This window comes from Synechococcus sp. W60.1, from assembly GCF_047461575.1.
GTDB lineage: Bacteria > Cyanobacteriota > Cyanobacteriia > Thermostichales > Thermostichaceae > Thermostichus.
In genome coordinates this window covers 245,029-266,287 of the sequence record NZ_JANSHL010000003.1, presented here as the reverse complement: position 1 = coordinate 266,287, position 21,259 = coordinate 245,029, and the positions used below count along the sequence as shown (strand labels likewise).

The window sequence follows — 21,259 nt, the reverse complement described above, 5'->3', positions numbered from 1 at the left end:
CCCATTTTTTCTGGCAACCAGAGCCCCTCAGAGTTTTCCGTGATCCCGGTTCGCCTAACCTTGCACAATTTTCTCTGTTACGCTCACGCCGTTTTGGATCTGCGCGGGATCCACACCGCCTGTATCTGTGGCCCCAATGGGGCAGGCAAGTCCGCCCTGCTCGATGCCCTCACCTGGGGCCTCTGGGGGCAAAGCCGGGCCAGCAACGATAGCGATCTCATCCGCAAGGGGGCCAGCGAAGCCTGGGTAGAGGTGATCTACCGCTCCCGAGGACAAACCTACCGTGTCCTGCGCAGCCGTCATCTATCGGGCGAGGGATCCCTGGAGTGGCAAATTCAAACCGGAGAAACCGACGGCCAACCTCGCTGGCGTAGCTTGACCCGCCGCGGCATGCGCGCCACCCAACAGGCCATTCAAAGTCAGCTCAGCCTCGACTACGAGACCTTTATTCACTCCGCCTATCTGCGACAAGGACAAGCGGATGCCTTCACCCTGAAGCGTCCCGGCGAGCGCAAGCAAATTTTGGCCGACATGCTCAAGCTGGGGCAGTACGATCTGCTGGCCGAGCGCTGTCGGGAACGGGCACGCAGCGCCAAGCTCAAAGCCGATCTGCTCCAAGAGCGCCTGCAGCAGCTCAACCAACAACAGGCCCACGTTGGCCAAATCCAAGCCGAGCTGGAGCGACTCCAACAACGGCAAACTCATCTGCAGCAGCTCCTAGCCCAGCAACAGCAGGAATTGCAAGCCCTAGAGCGCCTCTACGAACATCGCTGCATCCTGCAGGAGCGCCACCAACACCTCACCCAACACTTACGGAAGCTCGGCGCCGACCTACAGCACACCGAGCAACAGTGGCGTGCCCAGCGACAGCACCTGCTCCAGTTGGAAGAGCTGATTGCCCAGAGTGAGGAGATCCTGGCGGGCTACGAACGCTACCAAGCCCTGATGACCCAAGATCGCCATCTCCACCATCTCTTCGAGCAGCAGCAACACCTGCTCCAAGAACACCAAAAGCTCCAGGCCCAGCAAGCCGAGCAGCAACAGCAGCAACTGCGCAAGATGCAACGGCTGCAACAGGAGTTGGCCACCTGCCAAGCCCAGGCCCAAGCCGATGCCCAATTGCTGGCAGAACAGGAACGCATCGAAACCGGCCTGCGCCACTACCAGCAAGCTCAAGAGCGTCTCCAGGCCTTGAACCAAGCCCAAGCGCAAGCCGCCATCCTTCTCCAGCAGCAACAGCATTGGCAAGAGCAAATCCGCCGCGAGCGGGAACGTCTGCAAGCCCGCCTCCAGCTTCTCAGCCAGCAACTGCAAAGCCAGGAAACTCTAGCCCAACAGCAGCAGCAACTGGAGCAGAAAATTGCCGAAGGAGAGGCCGCCTTGGCAGAGCTGGAGCGACGGCGTCTCTACCAGCAGCAGGTGTTGGGAAAAGTCCAAGAACGACGGCTGTTCGTGCAAAAGCTCCAGGAACGCCAGCGGGTTCTCCAGCAACAGTGGCAACAGGAGGAAGAACGCTGCCGCCTGTTGGTGACCAGCTGGGATGAAGGTCAAGAGGCGTTTTCCGCTCAAAGCGCTCCGCGAGGCGAACAAGATCAGGGAGAGCGCCGCCCCATCCCCACTTTGGCGAGAGTGACGGCCCTTGTCGAGGAGACAGCCGAACAAGAGAAGGGATCCCTGGCCCTATCTTCTGTCGGCCAGCCTGCCGAGTCATCCCCCGCAACGCCAACACCAGAGCCGCAGGGATCCGGCTTTATGGCTCCGCAACGCCGTCGCAACTGGACTTGCCCCCTCTGCGCCCGTCCCCTCAGCCTGCGCCTGCGGGATGTGGTGCTGAAAAAACACCGCGAGCGTCAAGAAGAAATTGCCGGCCAACTGTTTGTTATCCGCGAACAACTGGCGGTGGCCGACCGGGAGATCGAACTCTTGCAAGCAGAATACCGCCGTCTCAGCCAAGAACTGGCCACCTGGGATGAGCGCCTGCATCTGCAAGGGCGATTGCAACAGCAGTGGGAAGCCGAGCAGGAACGCCGCCGGCAAATCCAGCTCTGGCAAGCAGAAGCGGCAGAGTTGAGGGAAATCCTCGACCGGGAAGCTTACGCTCAAGAAGCTCGGCAACAGCTCCAGCAGATCCAGCAGGCCCTGCACCAACTGGGCTATGACGAGCGCGAGCACGCCCTACAACGGGGAGAACTGGAGCGCTGGCGCTGGGCCCTGGGCCGCTCTCAAGAACTCCGCAAGGCCCAAGAGCGCCGCTCTCGCCTCTGCGAGCAAATCGCATCTCTACAGGCACAACTGGAAACCCTGCAACAGGCGGTATCCAAGGACTCCGTCCCGCCAGTGGGATCGGATTCTCCCCTGGCGGAGCGGTTGGCTCAGGTGGAACAGGCGTTAAACCACCTGGGCTACGATGGATCCCTGCACCAGCAGGTGAAAGCCGAACTGGCCCAAGCGCAACTCTGGCCGGTGCGCCTGCAAGCCCTACAGGTGGCCCGCCAGGAACTGCCGGAGGTGGCAGCCCGCACCCAAGCCTTATCCCAACGCCTACAGGAAAGCCGCCAGCACTTTGCCCAGGCCACCCAAGAGTTGGAACGGCTTCAGCAACAACTGGCGGAGCATCCCGAGGTTTTGCCTGCTCAGCTGGAAGGGATCCGCCAAACCCTGCGGGAGCACCGCCGGCAGCTGGATGAGGTGCTGTCTCAGATAGGGGCCGCCCAACAACGGCTACAACAGGCGGTTCAACAGCAGGCGGAACAGGCCGAGCTGGAACAGCAACTGCAACAGGCCCGCCGCCAGCAGCAGGTGTACCAAGAGCTGGCCAATGCCTACGGCCGCAACGGCATCCCCGCCCTGATCGTCGAAAATGTCCTGCCGGAGCTGGAAGCCCAGGCCAACCAGATCCTGGCCCGCCTTACCCAACACCGCCTGCATCTGCAATTGGTTACCCAGCGCTCCGGGCGACGCTATTGCTCACCGGCCAAGCTGTCCTCCGTAGCGGGACGGAGTCCCTATGACACCCTCGACATTCTCATTGCCGATCCCCACGGCACCCGCCCCTACGAGACTTACTCCGGTGGAGAAGCCTTCCGCATCAACTTCGCCATTCGCCTGGCCTTGGCCCGCCTGCTCACCCAGCGCTCGGGATCCGACCTGCAAACCTTAATCATCGACGAGGGGTTTGGATCCCAGGATGCCACCGGGCGCGCCCAACTGCTGGCTGCCATCAACGCCATCGCCCCGGACTTTGCCTGCATCTTGGTGATTACCCACATCCCCAGCCTGCAGGATGCTTTCCCCCGCCGCATTGAGGTACAACCCTCTCCCCAGGGATCCCGCCTCTCCATTCGCGGCTAGTCCCTTCAGGAGTTGCCGGCACGATTTTGCAGCCACTGCTGCAACAGGGGCACCAGAGTCTCGCTGAGTTGGTTCCACTGGTCGGGCTTCTGGACGGTGGTCAGCAGCTCCACTCGCTCGCCTCGGATCACCAGAAAGCCAACTGGCTCGATGCGCACCCCACCCCCCGCTCCCCCGAACAGACTGGCCGGATCCCCGCCGTTGCCGCGACAGCCAGGAGCAGTCTTTCCAAAGTTACCCCCTCCCCCACCCAAGCCAAAATGCAAGGACATGTAAGGGACAATAATCGTCTCACCAATAGTGATCGGCTGGCCAAAGGTTTGTCCCGTTTCCGCCAAAACCTTCAGCTTGCCGAGCACCGCCTCCAGCACCGATTCCACGTTGAAGTCGGATCCCATCTCCGTTGACTCGCCCACCAGACGCTCGGGCAAATGGCGCGCAGTACCTTCCCAGGCTAGTGCAGCCACGCCCAAGAGAGAAAGCCCAAGAAACTCCCCTAATCTTCGTCCGGCGAGCCGGAATAGAGATCTTCCAAACGGCTGCGAGCTTCTTCCAAGCTGGCCGAGCGAATCACCAGTAGAGGCTCCTCGGTGAGGTTGCCATCTTCATCCAGCAGCTCTGGGTGAGGGATCCGCTTGCGGGCACGACGAGGAGAGGCCTTGCGCTCTTCCACGCCCAGTGTGATGACATTGGTAACCAAGTTGCGCAGGGCCAAAAAGGCAATGGCCACAAAAGCGATGAGGTAGAGAATCTGCAGCATTACAGGTCGGGGGAGGGGTGAATCTGGCGAAATTGACGGCCCAATTCGGCACATTTCATCAGCAGGCGATGCCATTTTGCCATCAGCCCAGGGTCGATGCCAACCTCTTGATCAGAGGCCTGATAAAGCGCTTTGGCTACCTGTAGCTCCGCCTGGGCAGCCAAAACCTCTTCCAGCAAGGACTGCTGCTCTTCTGGGCTGATAAATTCCAGGGTCTCTTCCTGCAAAAAGCGGCGAGAACGCTCAAACCAGTAGCGGTAGTCCTCCAACAGTGGCCCCAGAATCTCTCGCAACAGCTCAGATTTGCTCATGGCCTGGGATCCCTCCACAACTGGTTTGGATGAAAAAATCTTAGCAGAACTTAACCTTCTCTCGCCACGGGAGAGCGGGATTCCAGGTAGGCTTCCATCTCCAGCATCAGGGCTTCGATCTGAGGCAGCAATTCCAGGGCCTGCTCTTGCCAGTAGCCCCGCTGGTGGGCTTCCAGCAGCCGCTCGCTCATGTCCCGCAGCGCCCAGGGGTTGCGGGATCGCAGGAACTGCTGGACTTGGGGATCCAATAGGTAGGCGCGGGCCAGGCCGGCGTACATGAAATCCGGCACAGCATGGGTGGTGACGTCGTAGGCAAAGAGGTAGTCCAGGGTGGCAGCCATCTCGAAGGCGCCCTTGTAGCCGTGGCGCATCACGCCGGCAATCCACTTGGGGTTGATCACGCGGGCGCGATAGACGCGGTCAATTTCTTCGGCCAGGGTGCGGATCTTAGGGTTGTGGGGACGGGCGTGATCCCCGAAGTAAATCCGCGGGTTGCGGCCCTGGAGCGTTCGCACTGCCGCCACCATCCCCCCTTGAAACTGGTAGTAGTCATCGGAGTCCAGCAGGTCGTGCTCGCGGTTGTCTTGGTTGTGGAGCACAATTTGCAGGTGGGCCAATTGCCGCCGCAGGGCTTCGGGGGCCGGCTCTCCCTCGCCATCGGCCCGGTAGGCGTAGCTGCTCCAGTTGAGGTAGGCGCGGGCCAGATCCGCTTCTGTTTCCCAGTTTTGCGCCTCGATCAGCCCCTGTAGGCCGGCCCCGTAGGCCCCTGGCTTGGAACCGAAGATGCGCAGCCGCGCCCGCTCCGCCGCTGCTTGCGTTGGGATCCCTTGCTCCTGCCAGTACTGGGTATCGGCCAGCACGTGGGCCCGCAGGGGATTGTCGGCTTCTGGCTCCTCCAGGTCAGCCACGGCCTGCACGGCCCGGTCAAACAGGGCAATCAGATTGGGAAAGGCATCGCGAAAGAAGCCAGAAATGCGCAAGGTTACATCCACACGGGGGCGGCCCAAAACCGCTACAGGCAGGATCTCGATATCCACCACCCGTCCCCCATCCCAGCGGGGCCTGACCCCCAAAAGCGCCAGCGCCTCGGCCCAGTCCTCGCCACCGGTTCTCAGGGTGGAAGTTCCCCACACGGATAGGCCCAGATGGCGGGGATATTCCCCCTGCTCTTGCACGTAGCGCTCCACCAGCCGCTCGGCAGCCAGCGAGCCAACCTGCCAGGCTGTCGGGGTGGGAATGGCGCGGATGTCCACCGAGTAGAAGTTGCGCCCAGTGGGCAACACCTCCACCCGGCCCCGCGTGGGAGCGCCGGAAGGGCCGCTGGGCACATAGCCGCCATTGAGACCGCGTAGGAGATTTTCCAGCTCCTGGGGAGTTTGCTGCAGGCGAGGGAGCAAGTCCCTCTCTATCCACTGCAGCACCTGGCTGGCTGCCGGCCCCGGCGGCGGATCGTAAGGGATCCCTTGTAGCCGCTGGGCAATCCAGCGGCGGGCTTGAGCTTCTAGGGCAGCTACCCCATCTCCGATGCGGCGGAAGTTCTTGCCCATGGAGCTAATTTCTCAAGTAAACGGCTGCCCCTAGGCCAACCAGCATTTCTTCGGGGGTAATTTTGCCATCTTGGTTGGTGTCGAGGGCATCGAAGACGCGATCTGCCCCCATCCACTCCTCGCGGGTGATGAAGCCATCCCCATCCAGGTCGTAGAGGCGGAAGACATCCTGGGCGGCGTGGGTAATGGTTTCCTTGGCACCCTCCAGCTTCTGCAGCCGCTCGGTGAGCAGTTTTTCCAGCACCTCCAGCGCTTTGGAGAAGCCCTGGATCCCTTCTTCCAGCTTTTCTGAGGCCATGCGGTTTTCCCGGTGCATCTGGTCGAAGGTAGCTCGATCCATCACCAGGCGCGGGATGTCCATTTTCTTGGCTTTTTCCGGATCCAGTTTGCGCTCCAGGTAACCCTCGGTGTTCTGCAGCTCCGCCAGCAAGGCGGGCGAGATGGTGAGAAGATCGCAGCCGGCCAACTCGATGATCTCCCCGATATTGCGGAAGCTGGCCCCCATCACTTCCGTCGGAAAATCGTATTTGCGGAAGTAGTTGTAAATCTGGGTTACCGACTGCACCCCCGGATCTTCGGCAGGAGGGTAGCTCTCCCGGCCCGTGTGTTTCTTGTACCAATCCAAGATGCGGCCCACAAAGGGCGAGATCAGCTTCACCCCCGCTTCGGCGCAGGCTATGGCTTGGTGCAAGCCAAACAACAGGGTAAGGTTGCAGTGGATCCCTTCTTTCTCCAGGATCTCGGCAGCCCGGATCCCTTCCCAAGTCGAGGCAATTTTAATCAGCACCCGCTTGGGATCCGCTCCTGCCGCCTTGTAGAGCTCGATCAAATGGCGGGCTTTGGCAACTGTGGCTTCTGTGTCGTAAGAGAGGCGGGCATCCACCTCCGTCGAGACCCGGCCAGGAATGATGGACAAAATGCGCACGCCAAAGGCCACGGCCAGTTGATCGATGGCGTGGGCCACCACGGTTTTGATGTCGGCTTTGGATCCCAGTTCTTGGCGGGCCTTGAGCAAGGTTTCATCGACAATGCCCTGGTACTGGGGCATTTGGGCAGCCGCTGTGATCAAAGAGGGATTGGTGGTGGCATCCTGCGGCTTAAAGCTCTCGATGGCATTGATATCCCCCGTATCAGCCACCACGACGGTCATCTCTCGCAACTGCTCCAGCAAGCTCTTGCTCATACTCCCCTCCCTAGAGATCGCACTCCACGGCGCTTCTGCGACCTAGTCCCAGTGTTACCCATCCACGCAAGGGATCCCAGCAGATGTGAGATTGTCTTAATTCTCTTCTCTGGCCGGGTTCACCCCCACGGGTGTGGGGACAACTGGGCATACTCGTTTCAAACAAGATGAAGACCCTTCGCCGCTGACCCTCACCCCTTGCGGGCGAGGGGAGCTGGGGATCAACCAACCAGCTGTTCCACAGCCGTTTGCAATGACCAGGCAAAGCAAGGGGGAAACCCCAGAGGCTGCCTAGCCCGCCTGGCTGCGCAACTGCCGCAAGAGCCGCTCAAACTCCTCCGGCAGGGGAGCGGTAAACTGCAGCGGCTGGCCTGTGCGCGGGTGAACAAAGGAGAGCTTCCAGGCATGGAGAGCTTGGCCGCCCAGCTTAACAGGGCTGGTTTTGCTCTGGGTGTAGAGGGGATCCCCGACAATGGGTAGGCGCATGTGGGCAGCATGCACCCGAATTTGATGGGTGCGCCCGGTCTCCAGCTCAAACTGCATCAGGGTGTAGTTGCCCAGCCGCTCCAACACTTGCCAGTGGGTTACCGCCACTCGCCCTTGGCCAGGGGTCAGGACGGCCATTTTCTGCCGATCCACCGGGTGCCTCCCAATGGGGGCAGAGACGGTGCCTTGGCTTTGGGCCGGCCGGCCAAACACCACCCCCAAGTAGATGCGCCGGGCGGTTTTGGCCTGGATCTGGGCTTGTAGGTGCTGGTGGGCCTGATCGTGTTTGGCAATCACCAGGGCACCAGTGGTGTCTTTGTCAAGGCGATGGACAATACCTGGACGCAGCTCGCCGTTGATGCCTGAAAGATGGGGGCAGTGGGCCAGCAGGGCGTGCACCAGGGTGCCACTGGCGTGGCCGGGGGCGGGGTGCACCACCAAACCGCGGGGCTTGTTGATCACAAGCAAATCGTCATCTTCGTAAAGAATGTCCAAGGGGATCGGCTCCGGCTGCAGGGCAGTCGGGGTGGCTGGCGGGATCCGCACCTCGACTTCATCCCCAGCTTGCAGGGGGCGATCCTTATCCCGGCAGGGCTGCCCATTGAGCCAAACCTGGCCCTGGCGGATAAGCTGCTGCAGGCGCGACCGCGACAGCTCCGGCAGTTGCTCTGCCAATCCTCGATCCAGCCGCAAGCCCTGCTGTTTTTCCGTCACCCTGATCTGGCGAATGTCTGCTGCAGCCTCCTTGTGGCCCTCCATGCCGTTGTTGCCCAAATTGCCTTCTTTGACCATTGTGGCAGCCCGGCTACTTTTGCACTGAGTAAAAAAGGTCGAAGATTTGCAGCAACTTCCGCAGGCAGGTGGGGGGGGATCTGCCTTGTCTCATCGCCTTCTAAGCCTTCTTGGGGGGATCCCTGGGCAATTTTAAGGGGCAGAAAATCCTGACTAGAGTGAGGCTATGGCCCACCAAGAATGAGTTGGGCCGAGTGTTGGCATAGGAGAGCCGGGAGCGATCCCAAGCCGACAACACAGCACACCCCAGCAATTGGCGTTGGCTCAATGGATCGCTCAATGGATCTAAGAAGGAGGTAAGGCATGTCGGATGGAGCAACCAGGGGATCCCAGCTTCAGCAACCCTCTCAACCCCAGCTTGGCTCAGAGCCGCCTTTGGTCTTGCCCCTGACGGAGGTGGGGCTGCGGGACGTTGCCCAGGTGGGCGGGAAAAACGCCTCCTTGGGAGAAATGCTGCAGCAGCTCACCTCAAAGGGGATCCAGGTGCCGACAGGATTTGCCACCACCGCCCATGCGTATCGCCAGTTCATCGCCTCTGCGGGCCTAGAGGAGAAGTTGCAGGAGATTTTCAAAGACTTAGACATTGAGAATGTCCAAAATTTGCGCGAGCGGGGCAAGGCTGCCCGCACCTTGATCTTGCAAACTCCCTTCCCCCCTCAGCTAGAGCAGGCCATCGCCGAAGCCTACCAGAAGCTGTGCGAGCGCTACGGCCCCGACACCGATGTGGCAGTGCGCTCCAGCGCCACGGCAGAAGACTTGCCGGATGCCAGCTTTGCCGGCCAGCAGGAGACCTACCTGAACGTGCATGGGGTGCGGGCGGTGCTCAACGCCTGCCACCACTGTTTTGCCAGCTTGTTTACCGACCGGGCCATTTCCTACCGCCAAATCAAGGGCTTTGACCACTTTCAAGTGGCCCTTTCGGTGGGGGTGCAGAAGATGGTGCGCTCCGACCTGGCCTGTTCGGGGGTGATGTTCTCCATCGACCCGGAAACCGGCTTCAAAGACGCAGTGCTCATCACCGCCGCCTATGGTCTGGGGGAAAACGTGGTGCAAGGGATCGTCAACCCCGACGAATACGTGGTGTTCAAACCTACCCTCAAGCGGGGCCTGCGACCCCTTCTCTCCCGCAAGCTGGGCAGCAAAGCCCTGAAGCTCGTCTACGACGAGGGGGGATCCCGTTCCACCAAAAACGTGGCCGTCCCCGAAAGCCTGCGCCGGCAATATGCCCTCAAGGACGAGGAAGTCCTGGAGCTGGCTCGCTGGGCCTGCCTGATCGAAGAGCACTACTCGGCGCTGCGGGGCCGCTTCACCCCCATGGACATCGAGTGGGCCAAAGATGGGATCACCGGCGAGCTGTTTATCGTGCAGGCCCGCCCCGAAACGGTGCAATCGCAAAAAGCGGCCAACCGGCTGACCACCTATCGCTTCACCCAGCCGGAAGTGCAGCCCGAGCCTCTGGTGCGGGGACGGGCCGTAGGCGAGGCCATTGGCCAGGGCACAGCCCGCGTCATTTTGGATGTGCGCCGCTCGGATCAGTTTCAGGCCGGCGAGGTGCTGGTGACGGAGAAAACAGATCCCGACTGGGAGCCAATCATGAAAAAGGCCAGCGCCATCGTCACCAACCAGGGGGGCAGAACCTGCCATGCGGCCATCATCGCCCGCGAGCTGGGGATCCCGGCCATTGTTGGCTGCGGCAACGCCACGCAGGTGCTCCGTTCCGGCGAGCCCATCACCGTCTCCTGCGCTGAAGGGGAAGAAGGGCGGGTCTACCCGGGCCTGTTGCCCTATGAGGTGACGGAGATCCCGCTGGAGGAGCTGCCCCGTCCCCGCACCCAGCTGATGATGAATGTGGGCAACCCAGAAAAAGCCTTCGGCCTCAGCGGGATCCCTTGCGATGGCGTGGGGCTGGCGCGGCTGGAGTTCATCATTGCCAACCACATTCAGGTCCACCCGCTGGCTTTGCTCAACTACGAGCAGGCGGTGAAAGAGGAGCCGCGCCTGGCAGAGCTCACCGCCCAGTATGCCGACAAGCCGGAGTACTTTGTGGACAAGCTGGCCCAAGGGGTGAGTACCATCGCCGCCGCCTTCTATCCCAAGCCGGTGATCGTGCGGCTGTCGGATTTCAAGAGCAACGAGTATGCCCACCTGTTGGGGGGATCCCGCTACGAACCCCACGAGGAAAACCCCATGATTGGCTGGCGGGGGGCCTCCCGCTACACGGATCCCCGCTACCGCGAGGGCTTTGCCCTGGAGTGCCGAGCCATGAAGCAGGTGCGGGATGAGATGGGCCTGACCAACGTCATCTTGATGATCCCCTTCTGCCGCACGCCGGAAGAGGGACACAGGGTGCTGGAGGAGATGGCCCGCCACGGCCTGGTGCGGGAAGAAAACGGCCTGCAGGTGTACGTGATGTGCGAATTGCCCAGCAATGTTATCCTGGCCGACGAGTTCTGCCAGATCTTCGACGGCTTCTCCATCGGCTCCAACGACCTCACCCAGCTCACCCTGGGGTTAGACCGCGACTCAGCCCTGGTGGCCCACCTTTTTGACGAGCGCAACGAGGCCGTCAGGCGGATGATCGCCCAGGTGATCCAGACGGTGAAAAGCCACGGGCGCAAGATCGGCATCTGTGGCCAGGCTCCCAGCGACTACCCCGACTTCGCCCGCTTCCTGGTGCAAGCAGGGATCGATTCCATCAGCCTCAACCCCGATTCCCTGCTGAAAACCCTGCTGGTGGTGGCCGAAGCAGAAGCGGCTGGCGCCCGGTGAGCCCAAAGCCGGCCCAGGGACGTGCGCGGGGATCCCGTCTCCTGGGTTACAATCTCTTCTGCTGTGTTCCCATCCCCATCGATGATCCACGAACTCTCCATGCCGGCCCTCAGCTCCACCATGGAAACGGGCAAGATCGTCGCCTGGCTGAAAAACCCCGGCGACCGGGTGGAGAAGGGAGAAAACATCCTGGTGGTGGAGTCCGACAAAGCGGACATGGACGTGGAGTCCTTCCACAGCGGCATCCTGGCCAGCATCCTCATTCCGGCAGGAGCATCGGCCCCGGTGGGCGCGCCCATCGCCCTGATTGCCGAAAGCGAGGCAGAAGTGGCCCAGGCCCAGGAAAAAGCCAAAGCCCTCGCTGCTGGCGTTACCCCTGCGGCTCCACCTAGCGCAGACCGCGCCTCTGCAGCTCAGCCGACAAGTCCTGCCCCTGCGGCAACCCCCACCTCTACACTGCCAAATGGATCGGATGGCGCCGGATCCCAGCGGATCGTGGCTTCTCCACGGGCGAAAAAACTGGCGGAGAGCCTGGGGATCGATCTGCGCACCGTGCGCGGCTCTGGCCCCAACGGTCGCATCATAGCCGAAGACGTGGAGCGGGCAGCGGCCCTTTCCGCTCCTGCAGTGGCTGCCCCCTCTGCCCCAGCCCCTACGTCCCCAACTCCTGCGGCTGTCCCCTTGGGAGAGACAGTTCCCCTCAGCACCCTACAAGCGGCGGTGGTGCGCAACATGAACGCCAGCCTTGGCGTGCCGGTGTTCCACGTGGGCTACACCATCACCACCGATAGCCTGGATCACCTCTACCAACAGGTGAAGCCCAAAGGAGTCACCCTGACGGCCCTCTTGGTCAAAGCCGTGGCCATGACCCTGGAGAAGCACCCCCTTCTGAATGCCAGCTACACAGAAGGCGGGATCCACTACAAAGCCGATATCAACATCGCGGTGGCGGTGGCCATGGAGGATGGCGGGCTGATCACTCCTGTCTTGAAGCAGGCCAACCGGCTCGATCTGTACGAGATCTCCCGCCGTTGGAAGGATCTGGTGGAGCGGGCGCGGCGCAAGCAACTGCAGCCGGAAGAGTACAATAGCGGCACCTTTACCCTCTCCAACCTGGGCATGTTCGGGGTGGATCGCTTCGATGCCATTTTGCCCCCCAACCAGGGATCCATTTTGGCCATCGGCGCTTCTCGCCCCACGGTGGTGGCGACGCCGGAAAAAGCCATTGCCATCCGTTCCCAAATGCAGGTGAACCTCACCTGCGATCACCGTGTCATCTACGGCGCCCATGCAGCGGCCTTCTTGCAAGATCTGGCGCAGCTCATAGAGCACAAGGTGGGATCCCTGACGTTGTAGCCGCCCTGAAACCCGGCCTTGAGCCAATCTCAGAGTAGGGTTCTTCTCTCGCGCAACCCACAAGGTCGGGCAGCCGGCGAGGCCCCAGCGCTCAGGAGCTTCTCCTGGGAAAGCGCTGCATCAACTCTTGCACAGCCTCGGCATGGTAGGAGCTGCGGGTTAGGGGCGAAGACACCACCTGCAAAAAGCCCAGTTCCTCTCCCACCCGTCGCCAATGGTCGAACTCCTCTGGGGTGACATAGCGCTCCACCGGCAAGTGCTTGGGGCTGGGAGCCAGATACTGGCCCAAGGTGAGAATGTCACACCCTGCCCGGCGCAGATCCCGCATCACCTGCAAGATCTCCTCGGCTGTCTCTCCCAGACCCAACATCACCCCCGACTTGGTGTACAGGCCGGGATCCCATTGCCGTGCCAACTCCAACAGTTTGAGGGAGCGCTCGTAGTTCCCTTGCGGGCGTACACGGCGATAGAGGCGGGGCACCGTTTCGGTATTGTGGTTGAGCACCGTCGGTCGGGCGGCCAAGATCTGCTGCAGCGCCTGCCAGTTACCACATAGGTCTGGGATCAAGACCTCGATGGTGGTCTGAGGCATGCGGCGGCGGATTTCCGCAATGCAGGCCACAAACTGGCTGGCTCCCCCATCGGGCAGGTCGTCCCGATTCACCGACGTAATCACCGCATGGCGCAATCCCAAGCGTTCCACTGCTTCTGCCACCCGCAGGGGTTCAGTGGCATCCAGGGGCAGGGGGCGTTTGGTGAAGTCGATATCGCAGTAGGGGCAGGCGCGAGTACAGGCCGGGCCCATGATCAAAAAGGTGGCGGTGCCGTTGGCGAAGCACTCCCCCAAGTTGGGACAGGAAGCTTCTTCGCAAACCGTGTTTAGGCCCAAGTCCCGCAGCAGTTGTTTGACGGATCCCACCCGTTGAGGGGCCTTGGCCCGCAGCCAGGAGGGTTTGCCGCCAGGAGAAGAAGAAACAACGGTCAAAGAAGTGCTCCAGCACAAAACAGCAGCGACGGTATCACTCAGCTTAGCCTGCCATTTGGCCCCGTTGGAATTTGGACAAAGCCAATTTCCCGGCCCAATTGATCCCTGCCGCCTCGGAAGCACGACCCAAAACGCGGCATACTGGAAAGCAAATGTCGAGCGATAGGGATCCCACATGGTTGTTGCTGCTCCTCCCTCTCTGGAACAACTTGCCATCAACACGATTCGCTTTTTGGCGGTGGATGCTGTTCAGAAGGCCAACTCCGGCCACCCTGGCCTGCCGATGGGAGCAGCACCCATGGCCTATGTGTTGTGGCAGCAGTTCATGAAGTTCAACCCCCGCAACCCCAAGTGGGTGGATCGGGATCGCTTTGTGCTCTCGGCGGGGCATGGCTGCATGCTGCAGTACGCGCTGCTGCACCTGACCGGCTTCGATGTAAGCCTGGAGGACATTAAGCAGTTCCGCCAGTGGGGCTCCAAAACCCCCGGCCACCCGGAAAACTTTGAAACTCCGGGGGTAGAGGTCACCACCGGCCCGCTGGGGCAAGGGGTGGGTAACGCGGTTGGGCTGGCGATTGCCGAGGCCCATCTGGCCGCCCGCTTCAACAAGCCCGGCCACACCATTGTGGATCACTACACCTACGTGATCTTGGGGGATGGCTGCAACATGGAGGGGGTGGCTTCTGAAGCAGCTTCTCTGGCCGGCCACCTGCAACTGGGCAAGCTGATCATGCTTTACGACAGCAACCACATCTCCATCGACGGCAGAACGGAAATCGCCTTTACGGAAGATGTGGGCAAACGCTATGAAGCCTACGGCTGGCATGTGCAAAAAGTAGAGGATGGCAACCACGACTTGAAAGGGATCGCCGAGGCCATCCAGAAAGCCAAGGAAGTCACCAACAAGCCGTCCTTGATTATTGTCGAGACCACCATCGGCTACGGATCCCCCAACAAGGCTGGCAGCGAGAGCGTCCATGGGGCACCCCTGGGGCCGGAAGAGGTGAAGCTCACCAAACAAAACCTGGGTTGGCCTCTGGAGCCGGAGTTTTACATTCCCGACGAGGTGCTGGCCCACTTCCGCCAGGCCATCGAAAAAGGGGCCAAGGCCGAGGCCGAGTGGAACGAGCGCTTCGCCGCCTACGAGAAGGCTTACCCCGAAGAGGCCGCCGAGTTCAAGCGCATCATGGCCGGGGAGCTGCCGGTGGGCTGGAAAGAAGCGCTGGCCCCCATTGCCGAAACCGGCAGAGAATCCACCCGCAACCTCTCCAAGTTTTGTCTGAATGCCTTGGCCAAAGCGGTGCCGGAACTGCTGGGGGGATCCGCAGATCTCGCCCACTCCAACATGACCTATTTAAAAGGGATCCCAGAGTTTCAGGCTGGATCTTACGAGGGGCGTAACTTCCGCTTTGGGGTGCGGGAACACGGCATGGGAGCCATTGCCAACGGCATGGCGCTTCATGGAGGTCTCATCCCTTACGACGCCACCTTTTTGATCTTCACCGACTACATGCGGCCTGCCATCCGCCTGTCCGCCCTCTCGCAGGTGCGGGTGCTGCACGTCATGACCCACGACTCCGTCGCCTTGGGGGAAGATGGCCCCACTCACCAGCCGGTGGAAACTTTGGCCTCCCTACGGGCCATTCCCAATCTCTATGTGCTGCGCCCGGCAGATGCCCGCGAAACGGTGGGATCCTACCAGGTGGCCCTAGAAGCCAAGACCACCCCTTCTGTGCTGGTGTTTACCCGGCAAGCCGTCAACCCGGTGGAGGGCACCTCTGTTGAAGGCGTAGCCAAAGGGGCCTATGTGGTGGTGGATGCCCCCAATCCAGAGCTGATCTTGATCGCCACCGGCTCTGAACTGGAGCTGGCGGTGAAAGCTGCAGCCCAACTGAAGCAGGAAGGCCGGGCGGTGCGGGTGGTCTCTATGCCCTGTATGGAGCTGTTTGAGGCCCAGCCCCAGAGCTACCGCGATTCCGTTCTGCCCCCCAACGTCACCAAGCGCGTCTCCGTCGAGGCAGGCTGCACCTTCGGCTGGCACAAGTACCTGGGGTTTGAGGGGGTGGCCATTGGCATCGACCGCTTTGGCGCCTCTGCCCCCGGCCCGGTGTGCATGGAGAAGTTCGGCTTCACGGTGGAGAACGTGCTCAACACTGCCCGCCGGCTGCTGGGCTGAGTTTCCCTTTTCGTGGGGCTAGACCCAGCAGGGATCCCTTCTCTGCTGGGCTTTTTTCCCTGTTGAGCCTGCTGCCCAGCGGCGTGACCCGGACAGGCGTAGCGAACCTCGCATCAACCAATCAGCAGGACTTCCAAAGCATCCGGATCTGCTTCTTTCTGTAGGGCAGCCATGGCGGAGAACGCAGTCGAGGGCGGCTTCCTGCCCCGCAGACAACACCTTTGCCTTGAGGACATCTTCAACCATGGCGGGGATGATCCTTGAAGGCAAGTTGGAAGTCGAGCAGGCTGCCACCATCGCCTTGAAATCGCCTTGAAGAAGAAACTTTGGCTTCCGCCGCCGTGCTGAGGTGCTTGTGCCGGCTGCAGACACAAACAGCTTTGCCTACTGTTTGCCTACTGTAGGAACCCCGCCAGTAAAATCACCGCGGCTCCCACGGCAGCCAAAATCGTCAGCGCCCGGCCCGCGTCGGCACTGCCCTTCCACGAGAAGTTTTTCTCCGAACTTTTTCGGTTCTGCTGGCATGGCCATGCCTCCCTTTGCATTGCCAACTCTAACTTAACTTCCCCCCCACGGGATCTTAGCTGGTTGGGGCATACCCTAGAAAAAACAGCAGCCATCTGGCCCGGCCAGCCGTTTTTGGGAACAATACAAGCAGGCAAGGGATCCAACTCCCACCAGTCTGGAAGCACATCCTGAGGCGAAAGCCATGAGCTATGCAGAACGGAGCAAAAGAATGGTTTTGACGTTGGCGACTCTGCTGGGCGGCTGGGTTGGCGGAGGGTTGTTGCAGGGATCCCTCTGGGTTGCCGCTCAGCCTACCTTTCAGACAGTGCCGTTGCCGCGCTTACCGGTGGGTGTCGATCAATTGGTTTTTGATCGCCCAGTGGCCCGCTTCAACCCCGACCTGCCGGCAGAGCTGGTGATCCGCAATCGCACCGGTCTGCCTTTGGAATACGGCTTTACCGATCCCCGTCAGAAGGTCTCGGAACTGCCTGCCGGCGAAACGTTGCGCCTGAGCAACCTGCTGATCCCCAACTGCATGGCCATCAACACGCCGATGTTGGCTCCTGTGGGCTACCAGGTGAGCGTGGATTCTTTCAACGTGATCACTGTAGAAGTGCGCCTGGTCAACGATGTCTCCGGCGACCACTGCCTCGATCTGCAAGAGACAGGGGCTATTTTTGTGAATTGATATCAATAAACTGACATAAATCGATCGGCGATCGGCGGTCACGACACAAGTTAGTTGATCAAAGGGATCCCTTACATCCTCACCTACAGTCATCTTCTGGCCTTTGCCAGGATGGACATGGGATCCCACACGGTAGATGGCAGTTGACTTTGCCCGGTTTTGACGTTGGAATTGACTCTATTGGGGAGCCGATCAGAGGTTTAGGCGTATCGACAGGGGCCATCCCCTGTGACAGGATGCGAACAGGATATCGAGGCCGATATTCTCCTGGACTCTGTTTGCCTGTGCGGTCCGCCTGTACTCTATATTTTTTCTTGCGGATGGTCTCATGAGCGATAACTTGTATTCCTGGTTTCCCAGGGCCTTGGTGATTGGCGCTGCGGTTGTGGGGTTGTCGAGCTTGCCTGCAAGGGCTCAGCAAATTACGGATCCCAGCCCAGCTCAAGCGGCCACCAATGTTGAGCCCACCTCGCCAATCTCGGCTTCTTTTCGCAGCCAAGATGGCGTCAGCGTGCGTCCGGAAACGGTGAGGGTTTTCCTGGATGGCCAAGACGTCACTTCCCAGTCGGTGATTACCCGCGATTTCTTCACCTATCGCCCTGCCCAACCCCTGCCGCCGGGGCGCCGGGAAGTTCTGCTGGAGTTCACCAATACCCAGGGGGTGACCCGCCGCGTGACTTGGAGCTTCACTGTGGGCAGCCCTGTCCGCGCTTCCATCGACTTAGTGGATCACAATGCCGGCAGTCGCCCTTTGGCAGCGGGAGAAATCCTGTTGGTCACCGTCAAAGGTACCCCTTCCAGCCGGGTAACGGTTTACCTCATCCAGGATGGACGGCAAGTGCAAACCTTGCCGGCTCAGGAAGTTTCCAGCGGCACCTATGTAGTGAACGCCCTAATCGAGGCGAAAGATACCACCCGGGAAGGGATCGTCGTCGCCCGCCTGGAAAATGGTGGCCAAGTGCGCTTCATGACCGCCGAACAACCGGCCCGCCTGATCGAAGGGGCCACCGGGGGCATCCAGCGGCTGACCACCCAAGAGGTTTCCGCTACAGTCAGCGCCCCCGGCCCACTCTTGCCTCAGATCACCAACCTGCGGGATGGGGATCGGGTTTCCGGCTCTTCGTTTACGCTGCAGGGCACTACAGCTCCCAATGCTTCGGTGCGGGTGAATGTAACGGCTTCTACTTCTCTGGGCGGCATCATCAGCGCCCAACAGACCGTGACCAACCAAACTGTGCAGGCAGATGCCCAGGGCCGTTTCACAATCACCGTTCGACCTCCCATTCCGGCCTCTGGCACGGTGTATCAGGTGAATCTCACGGCCACTTCCGGCAACCAAACCAGCCCAACGGTAACCCTGCGCCTTACCCAGCAGTAGGGGTTCAAGGGATCCCAATCCATCCCGATAGCCTTCCCCCCACCCATCAGGGGATCTGGAAATCCTGGCATGTCCAGCAGTTCAAACTTCCCTCTCTTCTCCGGGAGAGGGGCTGGGGGTGAGGGCCTTATCGTTTTCCATTGCCAGGGATCCCTTGTCGGCTGGCAGGGGAGTTTTGGATAGAGGAGACGGCATTTGCCAGCGCCACAGGAGCCCGGCCACGATCAGGGTGGGCAAAACGATCATCCCGATCACCACCGGTATTTGCTCCGGCAAGGCCAAGTAAGGGCCACCATATTTGATGGCTATGCTGATTCCGGCGGCAGCCAGCATCAACTTCAGGGCAAACCAGACTGTTTTTTGATTCATGACTTATGGTCACTAAATTCACGATGGGCTGGGGTTGCTGACCATGGCAGTGAGAATGCCGGCAATGGTTTCTAGCTCCTCAGGTACCCGATACAGCGTTAAGTCTTGTTTGATCACCTGCTGATCGGCAAGAATTTGTCCGAACTGCCAGATAGACCCAATCGTCACTGCACCGTAGATCTGAGCCTGCTGCTCCACCTGCGCCAGGGCAATCATTTCTACAGCCATTTGCACAAAGGCTCGCGTTAGATCGTCCTTTTTGGCTTCAACCACCAGCAGGATGTTCTTCCCTCGCAACAGATAATCGAGGCTGCCTTTCAACCAATTGTTGACCATCAGGGGATACTCCAGCCGCAAAGGAACTCGACAATGGAGAGCCACTTCGGTCAGCACAGGAGCCACCAGCAATTCCCGCCGCGCTGTTTCGCTGGTGAGGCTAACCAAAGGTAACAATTGTCGGATCCGATCTTTCAAAACTGGGGTTTGCGGCGGCGCAGGGGCAACAGGCCATGTCCACTCCCCAATTTCCAGTTGATAGCCGAACTGAGCCAAGATTTCATCTGGCTCGTAGGGCATCTCAAAATAAGAGCGAAAAGTATAGGATTCGTCTTCTTTAAGAATGGAGATGTTCAGCATCGGGTTCAGGAGAAGCCACGCTCAGTCCGGCACAGCTAGGGCTGCTTCAATCCGCTCTTTCAGGGTAGTCACCACTTCTTCAATGGGAATTTCCGTGGCTTGGCCGCTGGCCCGCTCGGTGAGTTCCACCTTGCCCTGTTTGAGGCTGCGCCCTGTGGTGATGCGGTAAGGGATCCCGATCAGATCCGCATCTTTGAATTTCACCCCGGCCCGCTCGTCCCGGTCATCCCAGAGGGTCTCGATGCCGGCAGTAGCGAGATCCTGCACCAGTTTCTCTGCCACGCTCATCTGCTCGGGGTCGGAGATGTTGGGCACCACCACCACTACGTGATAGGGGGCAATGGCCACGGGCCAGATGATCCCGTTGGCATCGTGGGACTGTTCCACCGCCGCCTGGGCCAAGCGGGATACCCCAATGCCATAACAGCCCATCCAGAGGGGCTGCTCGGATCCCTGTTCGTCGGTAAAGGTGGCCCGCATTGGCAGCGAGAACTTGAGGCCTAGCTGAAAGATATGGCCGATCTCGATGCCACGGGCCGTTTCCAGGATCTGGTCGGGGTTGAGCAAACACCGATCCCCCGCCTGTGCCTTGCGCACATCCACCACTTCCGGCAGGGGATATTGCTCGCCCCAGTTGGCCCCCACCACGTGCTGCCCCACCTGGTTGCTGCCGGTCACAAAGTTCTGCAGCAGGGCTGCCGTCTGGTCGGCCAAGCGCAGGATCTGGGGGGCAAGGTTTTTTTGCCGGCCCAGACAGCTATCCGGCAAGTCGGGGGCAATGTAGCCCACCGGGATGGGATCCCCCTGCCAACTGTTTTGGATCTCGGCATCGGCCAAGGCGAGCTTGAGCAATTTGCTGGCTTGGTAGCGCTCTGCCAGGCGGCTGAGGTGGTTGGCCAGTTTGACCTCATTGACTTCTTGATCCCCACGGATGCTCAGTAGCACTGCCACCCGCAGGCCGTTGTCGTAGAGGGCTTGGTAGAGGACGTTTTTAACGATCAGGGTAGAGGAGATTTTTAGGAAAGCGGCCAGCTTCTCGATGGTTTCGGTTCCCGGCGTATCCAGAACCTGGAAGGCGGTGTAGGGAGACTCTGCCGCTGGCGGCGGGATGGAGACGGCCTTCTCCACATTGGCAGCATAGGAGCCATCGGGCGTGTAGAGAATCTCATCTTCTCCGGCAGAGGCCAGCACCATAAACTCCTGCGAGGCCGCCGATGGCCCCCCGATCGCCCCGGCATCAGCATCCACCACGCGAAACTCCAGCCCACAGCGCCTGAGGATGCGGCTATAGGCTCGGTACATATCCTGGTAGGTCTGGCGCAGGCTTTCCTCGTTGGCATGGAAGGAGTAGGCGTCTTTCATGATGAATTCCCGCCCTCGCATTAGGCCAAAGCGGGGTCGAATCTCATCCCGGAACTTGGTCTGGATCTGGTAGAGCGTCTGCGGCAACTGGCGATAGGAGCGGATGAGATCCCGGGCCAGCAAGGTGATCACCTCCTCATGGGTGGGGCCTAGGGCCTGCTCACGTCCCTGGTGATCCTTAAGGGCAAACATGATCCCCTCGGCTTGGGTGTACACATCCCATCGCCCCGACTCCCGCCAGATCTCTGCCGGCTGCAGCTGGGGCAAAAGACACTCCTGAGCGCCGATGGCGTTCATCTCCTCCCGGACAATCTCCGAGATCTTTTGCAGCACCCGCCAGAGGAGCGGCAGATAGGTGTAGATCCCTGGGGAGAGCCGCCGGATAAAGCAGCCCCGCAGCAGCAATTTGTGGCTGGGCAGCTCGGCCTCAACGGGATCCTCCCGCAGCGTTACAAACAGCATCTGGCTCAGTCTCTGGCTCTGTTGCATCCCTTCCCTCCCTCTGAGGACTCCTCCCGCTCGCACGATCAGCTCAAACTTTCCCGCCCTGTTTGGGATCCTCTGCCCGAGAACACAGGCCTGACCGGCAGGCCAACCTGAAGT

General features: G+C 60.5%; 15 protein-coding genes and 1 pseudogene. 6 read left to right on the top strand and 10 right to left on the bottom strand.

Going from position 1 to position 21,259, the window contains the following annotated elements:
- Nucleotides 1–39: 39 nt before the first annotated feature.
- On the top strand, nt 40–3,351 hold the full coding sequence (locus tag NW805_RS05100) for an AAA family ATPase (protein WP_414421855.1): 3,312 nt from the start codon (nt 40–42) through the stop codon (nt 3,349–3,351).
- Nucleotides 3,352–3,356: 5 nt separating this feature from the next.
- Here the strand turns inward: NW805_RS05100 and NW805_RS05095 are convergent, their stop codons facing one another.
- The 6 genes and pseudogenes from NW805_RS05095 to NW805_RS05070 all read right to left on the bottom strand — a co-directional run bounded on the left by NW805_RS05095 (nt 3,357) and on the right by NW805_RS05070 (nt 8,397).
- The gene (locus NW805_RS05095; RefSeq protein ID WP_414344594.1) at nt 3,357–3,782 is read right to left on the bottom strand and encodes a GerW family sporulation protein; all 426 of its coding nucleotides are present in this window, start codon (nt 3,780–3,782) and stop codon (nt 3,357–3,359) included.
- Between the two features lie 65 nt (nt 3,783–3,847).
- Complete coding sequence (locus tag NW805_RS05090) at nt 3,848–4,111, bottom strand: DUF2973 domain-containing protein (protein ID WP_414344596.1); 264 nt, start codon at nt 4,109–4,111, stop codon at nt 3,848–3,850.
- Nucleotides 4,111–4,422 carry a DUF2605 domain-containing protein gene (locus tag NW805_RS05085; protein ID WP_414382240.1) on the bottom strand — a complete coding sequence of 104 codons (312 nt, stop codon included), beginning with the start codon at nt 4,420–4,422 and terminating at the stop codon, nt 4,111–4,113. Before NW805_RS05085 ends, NW805_RS05090 begins: the two co-directional genes overlap by 1 nt.
- A 50-nt stretch (nt 4,423–4,472) precedes the next feature.
- Nucleotides 4,473–5,954, bottom strand: a pseudogene (locus NW805_RS05080) (cobaltochelatase subunit CobN); the annotation flags it as partial.
- A gap of 19 nt (nt 5,955–5,973) precedes the next feature.
- Complete coding sequence (locus tag NW805_RS05075; protein ID WP_414421854.1) at nt 5,974–7,152, bottom strand: transaldolase; 1,179 nt, start codon at nt 7,150–7,152, stop codon at nt 5,974–5,976.
- 291 nt (nt 7,153–7,443) lie between these two features.
- Nucleotides 7,444–8,397: an RluA family pseudouridine synthase gene (locus NW805_RS05070; protein ID WP_414331111.1), complete on the bottom strand. Its 954-nt coding sequence runs from the start codon at nt 8,395–8,397 to the stop codon at nt 7,444–7,446.
- 336 nt (nt 8,398–8,733) lie between these two features.
- Here NW805_RS05070 and ppsA point away from each other — a divergent pair, with 336 nt between their 5' ends.
- Both ppsA and NW805_RS05060 read left to right on the top strand, forming a co-directional pair.
- Nucleotides 8,734–11,199 (top strand): phosphoenolpyruvate synthase, encoded by a 2,466-nt coding sequence (gene ppsA, locus NW805_RS05065; protein ID WP_414421853.1) that lies wholly within the window; start codon nt 8,734–8,736, stop codon nt 11,197–11,199.
- 81 nt (nt 11,200–11,280) lie between these two features.
- Complete coding sequence (locus tag NW805_RS05060; RefSeq protein WP_414421852.1) at nt 11,281–12,555, top strand: dihydrolipoamide acetyltransferase family protein; 1,275 nt, start codon at nt 11,281–11,283, stop codon at nt 12,553–12,555.
- Nucleotides 12,556–12,646: 91 nt separating this feature from the next.
- Here the strand turns inward: NW805_RS05060 and lipA are convergent, their stop codons facing one another.
- Nucleotides 12,647–13,540 carry a lipoyl synthase gene (lipA, locus tag NW805_RS05055; protein WP_414421851.1) on the bottom strand — a complete coding sequence of 298 codons (894 nt, stop codon included), beginning with the start codon at nt 13,538–13,540 and terminating at the stop codon, nt 12,647–12,649.
- 175 nt (nt 13,541–13,715) lie between these two features.
- Here lipA and tkt point away from each other — a divergent pair, with 175 nt between their 5' ends.
- The 3 genes from tkt (at nt 13,716) to NW805_RS05040 (ending at nt 18,289) form a co-directional block, all read left to right on the top strand.
- Nucleotides 13,716–15,716, top strand: coding sequence for a transketolase (gene tkt, locus NW805_RS05050; protein WP_414421850.1), 2,001 nt, complete (start codon nt 13,716–13,718; stop codon nt 15,714–15,716).
- A gap of 736 nt (nt 15,717–16,452) precedes the next feature.
- Nucleotides 16,453–16,911, top strand: coding sequence for a hypothetical protein (locus NW805_RS05045; RefSeq protein WP_414421849.1), 459 nt, complete (start codon nt 16,453–16,455; stop codon nt 16,909–16,911).
- Between the two features lie 328 nt (nt 16,912–17,239).
- The gene (locus NW805_RS05040; RefSeq protein ID WP_414344338.1) at nt 17,240–18,289 is read left to right on the top strand and encodes a hypothetical protein; all 1,050 of its coding nucleotides are present in this window, start codon (nt 17,240–17,242) and stop codon (nt 18,287–18,289) included.
- A gap of 81 nt (nt 18,290–18,370) precedes the next feature.
- Here NW805_RS05040 and NW805_RS05035 read toward each other — a convergent pair whose 3' ends face one another.
- From NW805_RS05035 to NW805_RS05025, 3 genes are read right to left on the bottom strand one after another with little or no spacing between them, the layout of a single operon-like run.
- Entirely contained in the window at nt 18,371–18,658 is a 288-nt protein-coding gene (locus tag NW805_RS05035; protein WP_414421848.1) for a hypothetical protein, read from the bottom strand.
- Nucleotides 18,659–18,676: 18 nt separating this feature from the next.
- Nucleotides 18,677–19,294: a hypothetical protein gene (locus NW805_RS05030; protein WP_414421847.1), complete on the bottom strand. Its 618-nt coding sequence runs from the start codon at nt 19,292–19,294 to the stop codon at nt 18,677–18,679.
- A gap of 21 nt (nt 19,295–19,315) precedes the next feature.
- Complete coding sequence (locus tag NW805_RS05025) at nt 19,316–21,145, bottom strand: proline--tRNA ligase (protein WP_414421846.1); 1,830 nt, start codon at nt 21,143–21,145, stop codon at nt 19,316–19,318.
- Nucleotides 21,146–21,259: the final 114 nt, after the last annotated feature.

Excerpts from the sequence above, each read along its gene's own strand:
- NW805_RS05090 (WP_414344596.1), bottom strand. The coding sequence starts at position 4,111 with ATGCTGCAGATTCTCTACCTCATCGCTTTTGTGGCCATTGCCTTTTTG.
- NW805_RS05085 (WP_414382240.1), bottom strand. The coding sequence starts at position 4,422 with ATGAGCAAATCTGAGCTGTTGCGAGAGATTCTGGGGCCACTGTTGGAG.
- NW805_RS05075 (WP_414421854.1), bottom strand. The coding sequence starts at position 7,152 with ATGAGCAAGAGCTTGCTGGAGCAGTTGCGAGAGATGACCGTCGTGGTG.
- NW805_RS05070 (WP_414331111.1), bottom strand. The coding sequence starts at position 8,397 with ATGGAGGGCCACAAGGAGGCTGCAGCAGACATTCGCCAGATCAGGGTG.
- ppsA (WP_414421853.1), top strand. The coding sequence starts at position 8,734 with ATGTCGGATGGAGCAACCAGGGGATCCCAGCTTCAGCAACCCTCTCAA.
- NW805_RS05060 (WP_414421852.1), top strand. The coding sequence starts at position 11,281 with ATGATCCACGAACTCTCCATGCCGGCCCTCAGCTCCACCATGGAAACG.
- tkt (WP_414421850.1), top strand. The coding sequence starts at position 13,716 with ATGGTTGTTGCTGCTCCTCCCTCTCTGGAACAACTTGCCATCAACACG.
- NW805_RS05045 (WP_414421849.1), top strand. The coding sequence starts at position 16,453 with ATGGTTTTGACGTTGGCGACTCTGCTGGGCGGCTGGGTTGGCGGAGGG.
- NW805_RS05040 (WP_414344338.1), top strand. The coding sequence starts at position 17,240 with ATGAGCGATAACTTGTATTCCTGGTTTCCCAGGGCCTTGGTGATTGGC.
- NW805_RS05035 (WP_414421848.1), bottom strand. The coding sequence starts at position 18,658 with ATGAATCAAAAAACAGTCTGGTTTGCCCTGAAGTTGATGCTGGCTGCC.
- NW805_RS05030 (WP_414421847.1), bottom strand. The coding sequence starts at position 19,294 with ATGCTGAACATCTCCATTCTTAAAGAAGACGAATCCTATACTTTTCGC.
- NW805_RS05025 (WP_414421846.1), bottom strand. The coding sequence starts at position 21,145 with ATGCAACAGAGCCAGAGACTGAGCCAGATGCTGTTTGTAACGCTGCGG.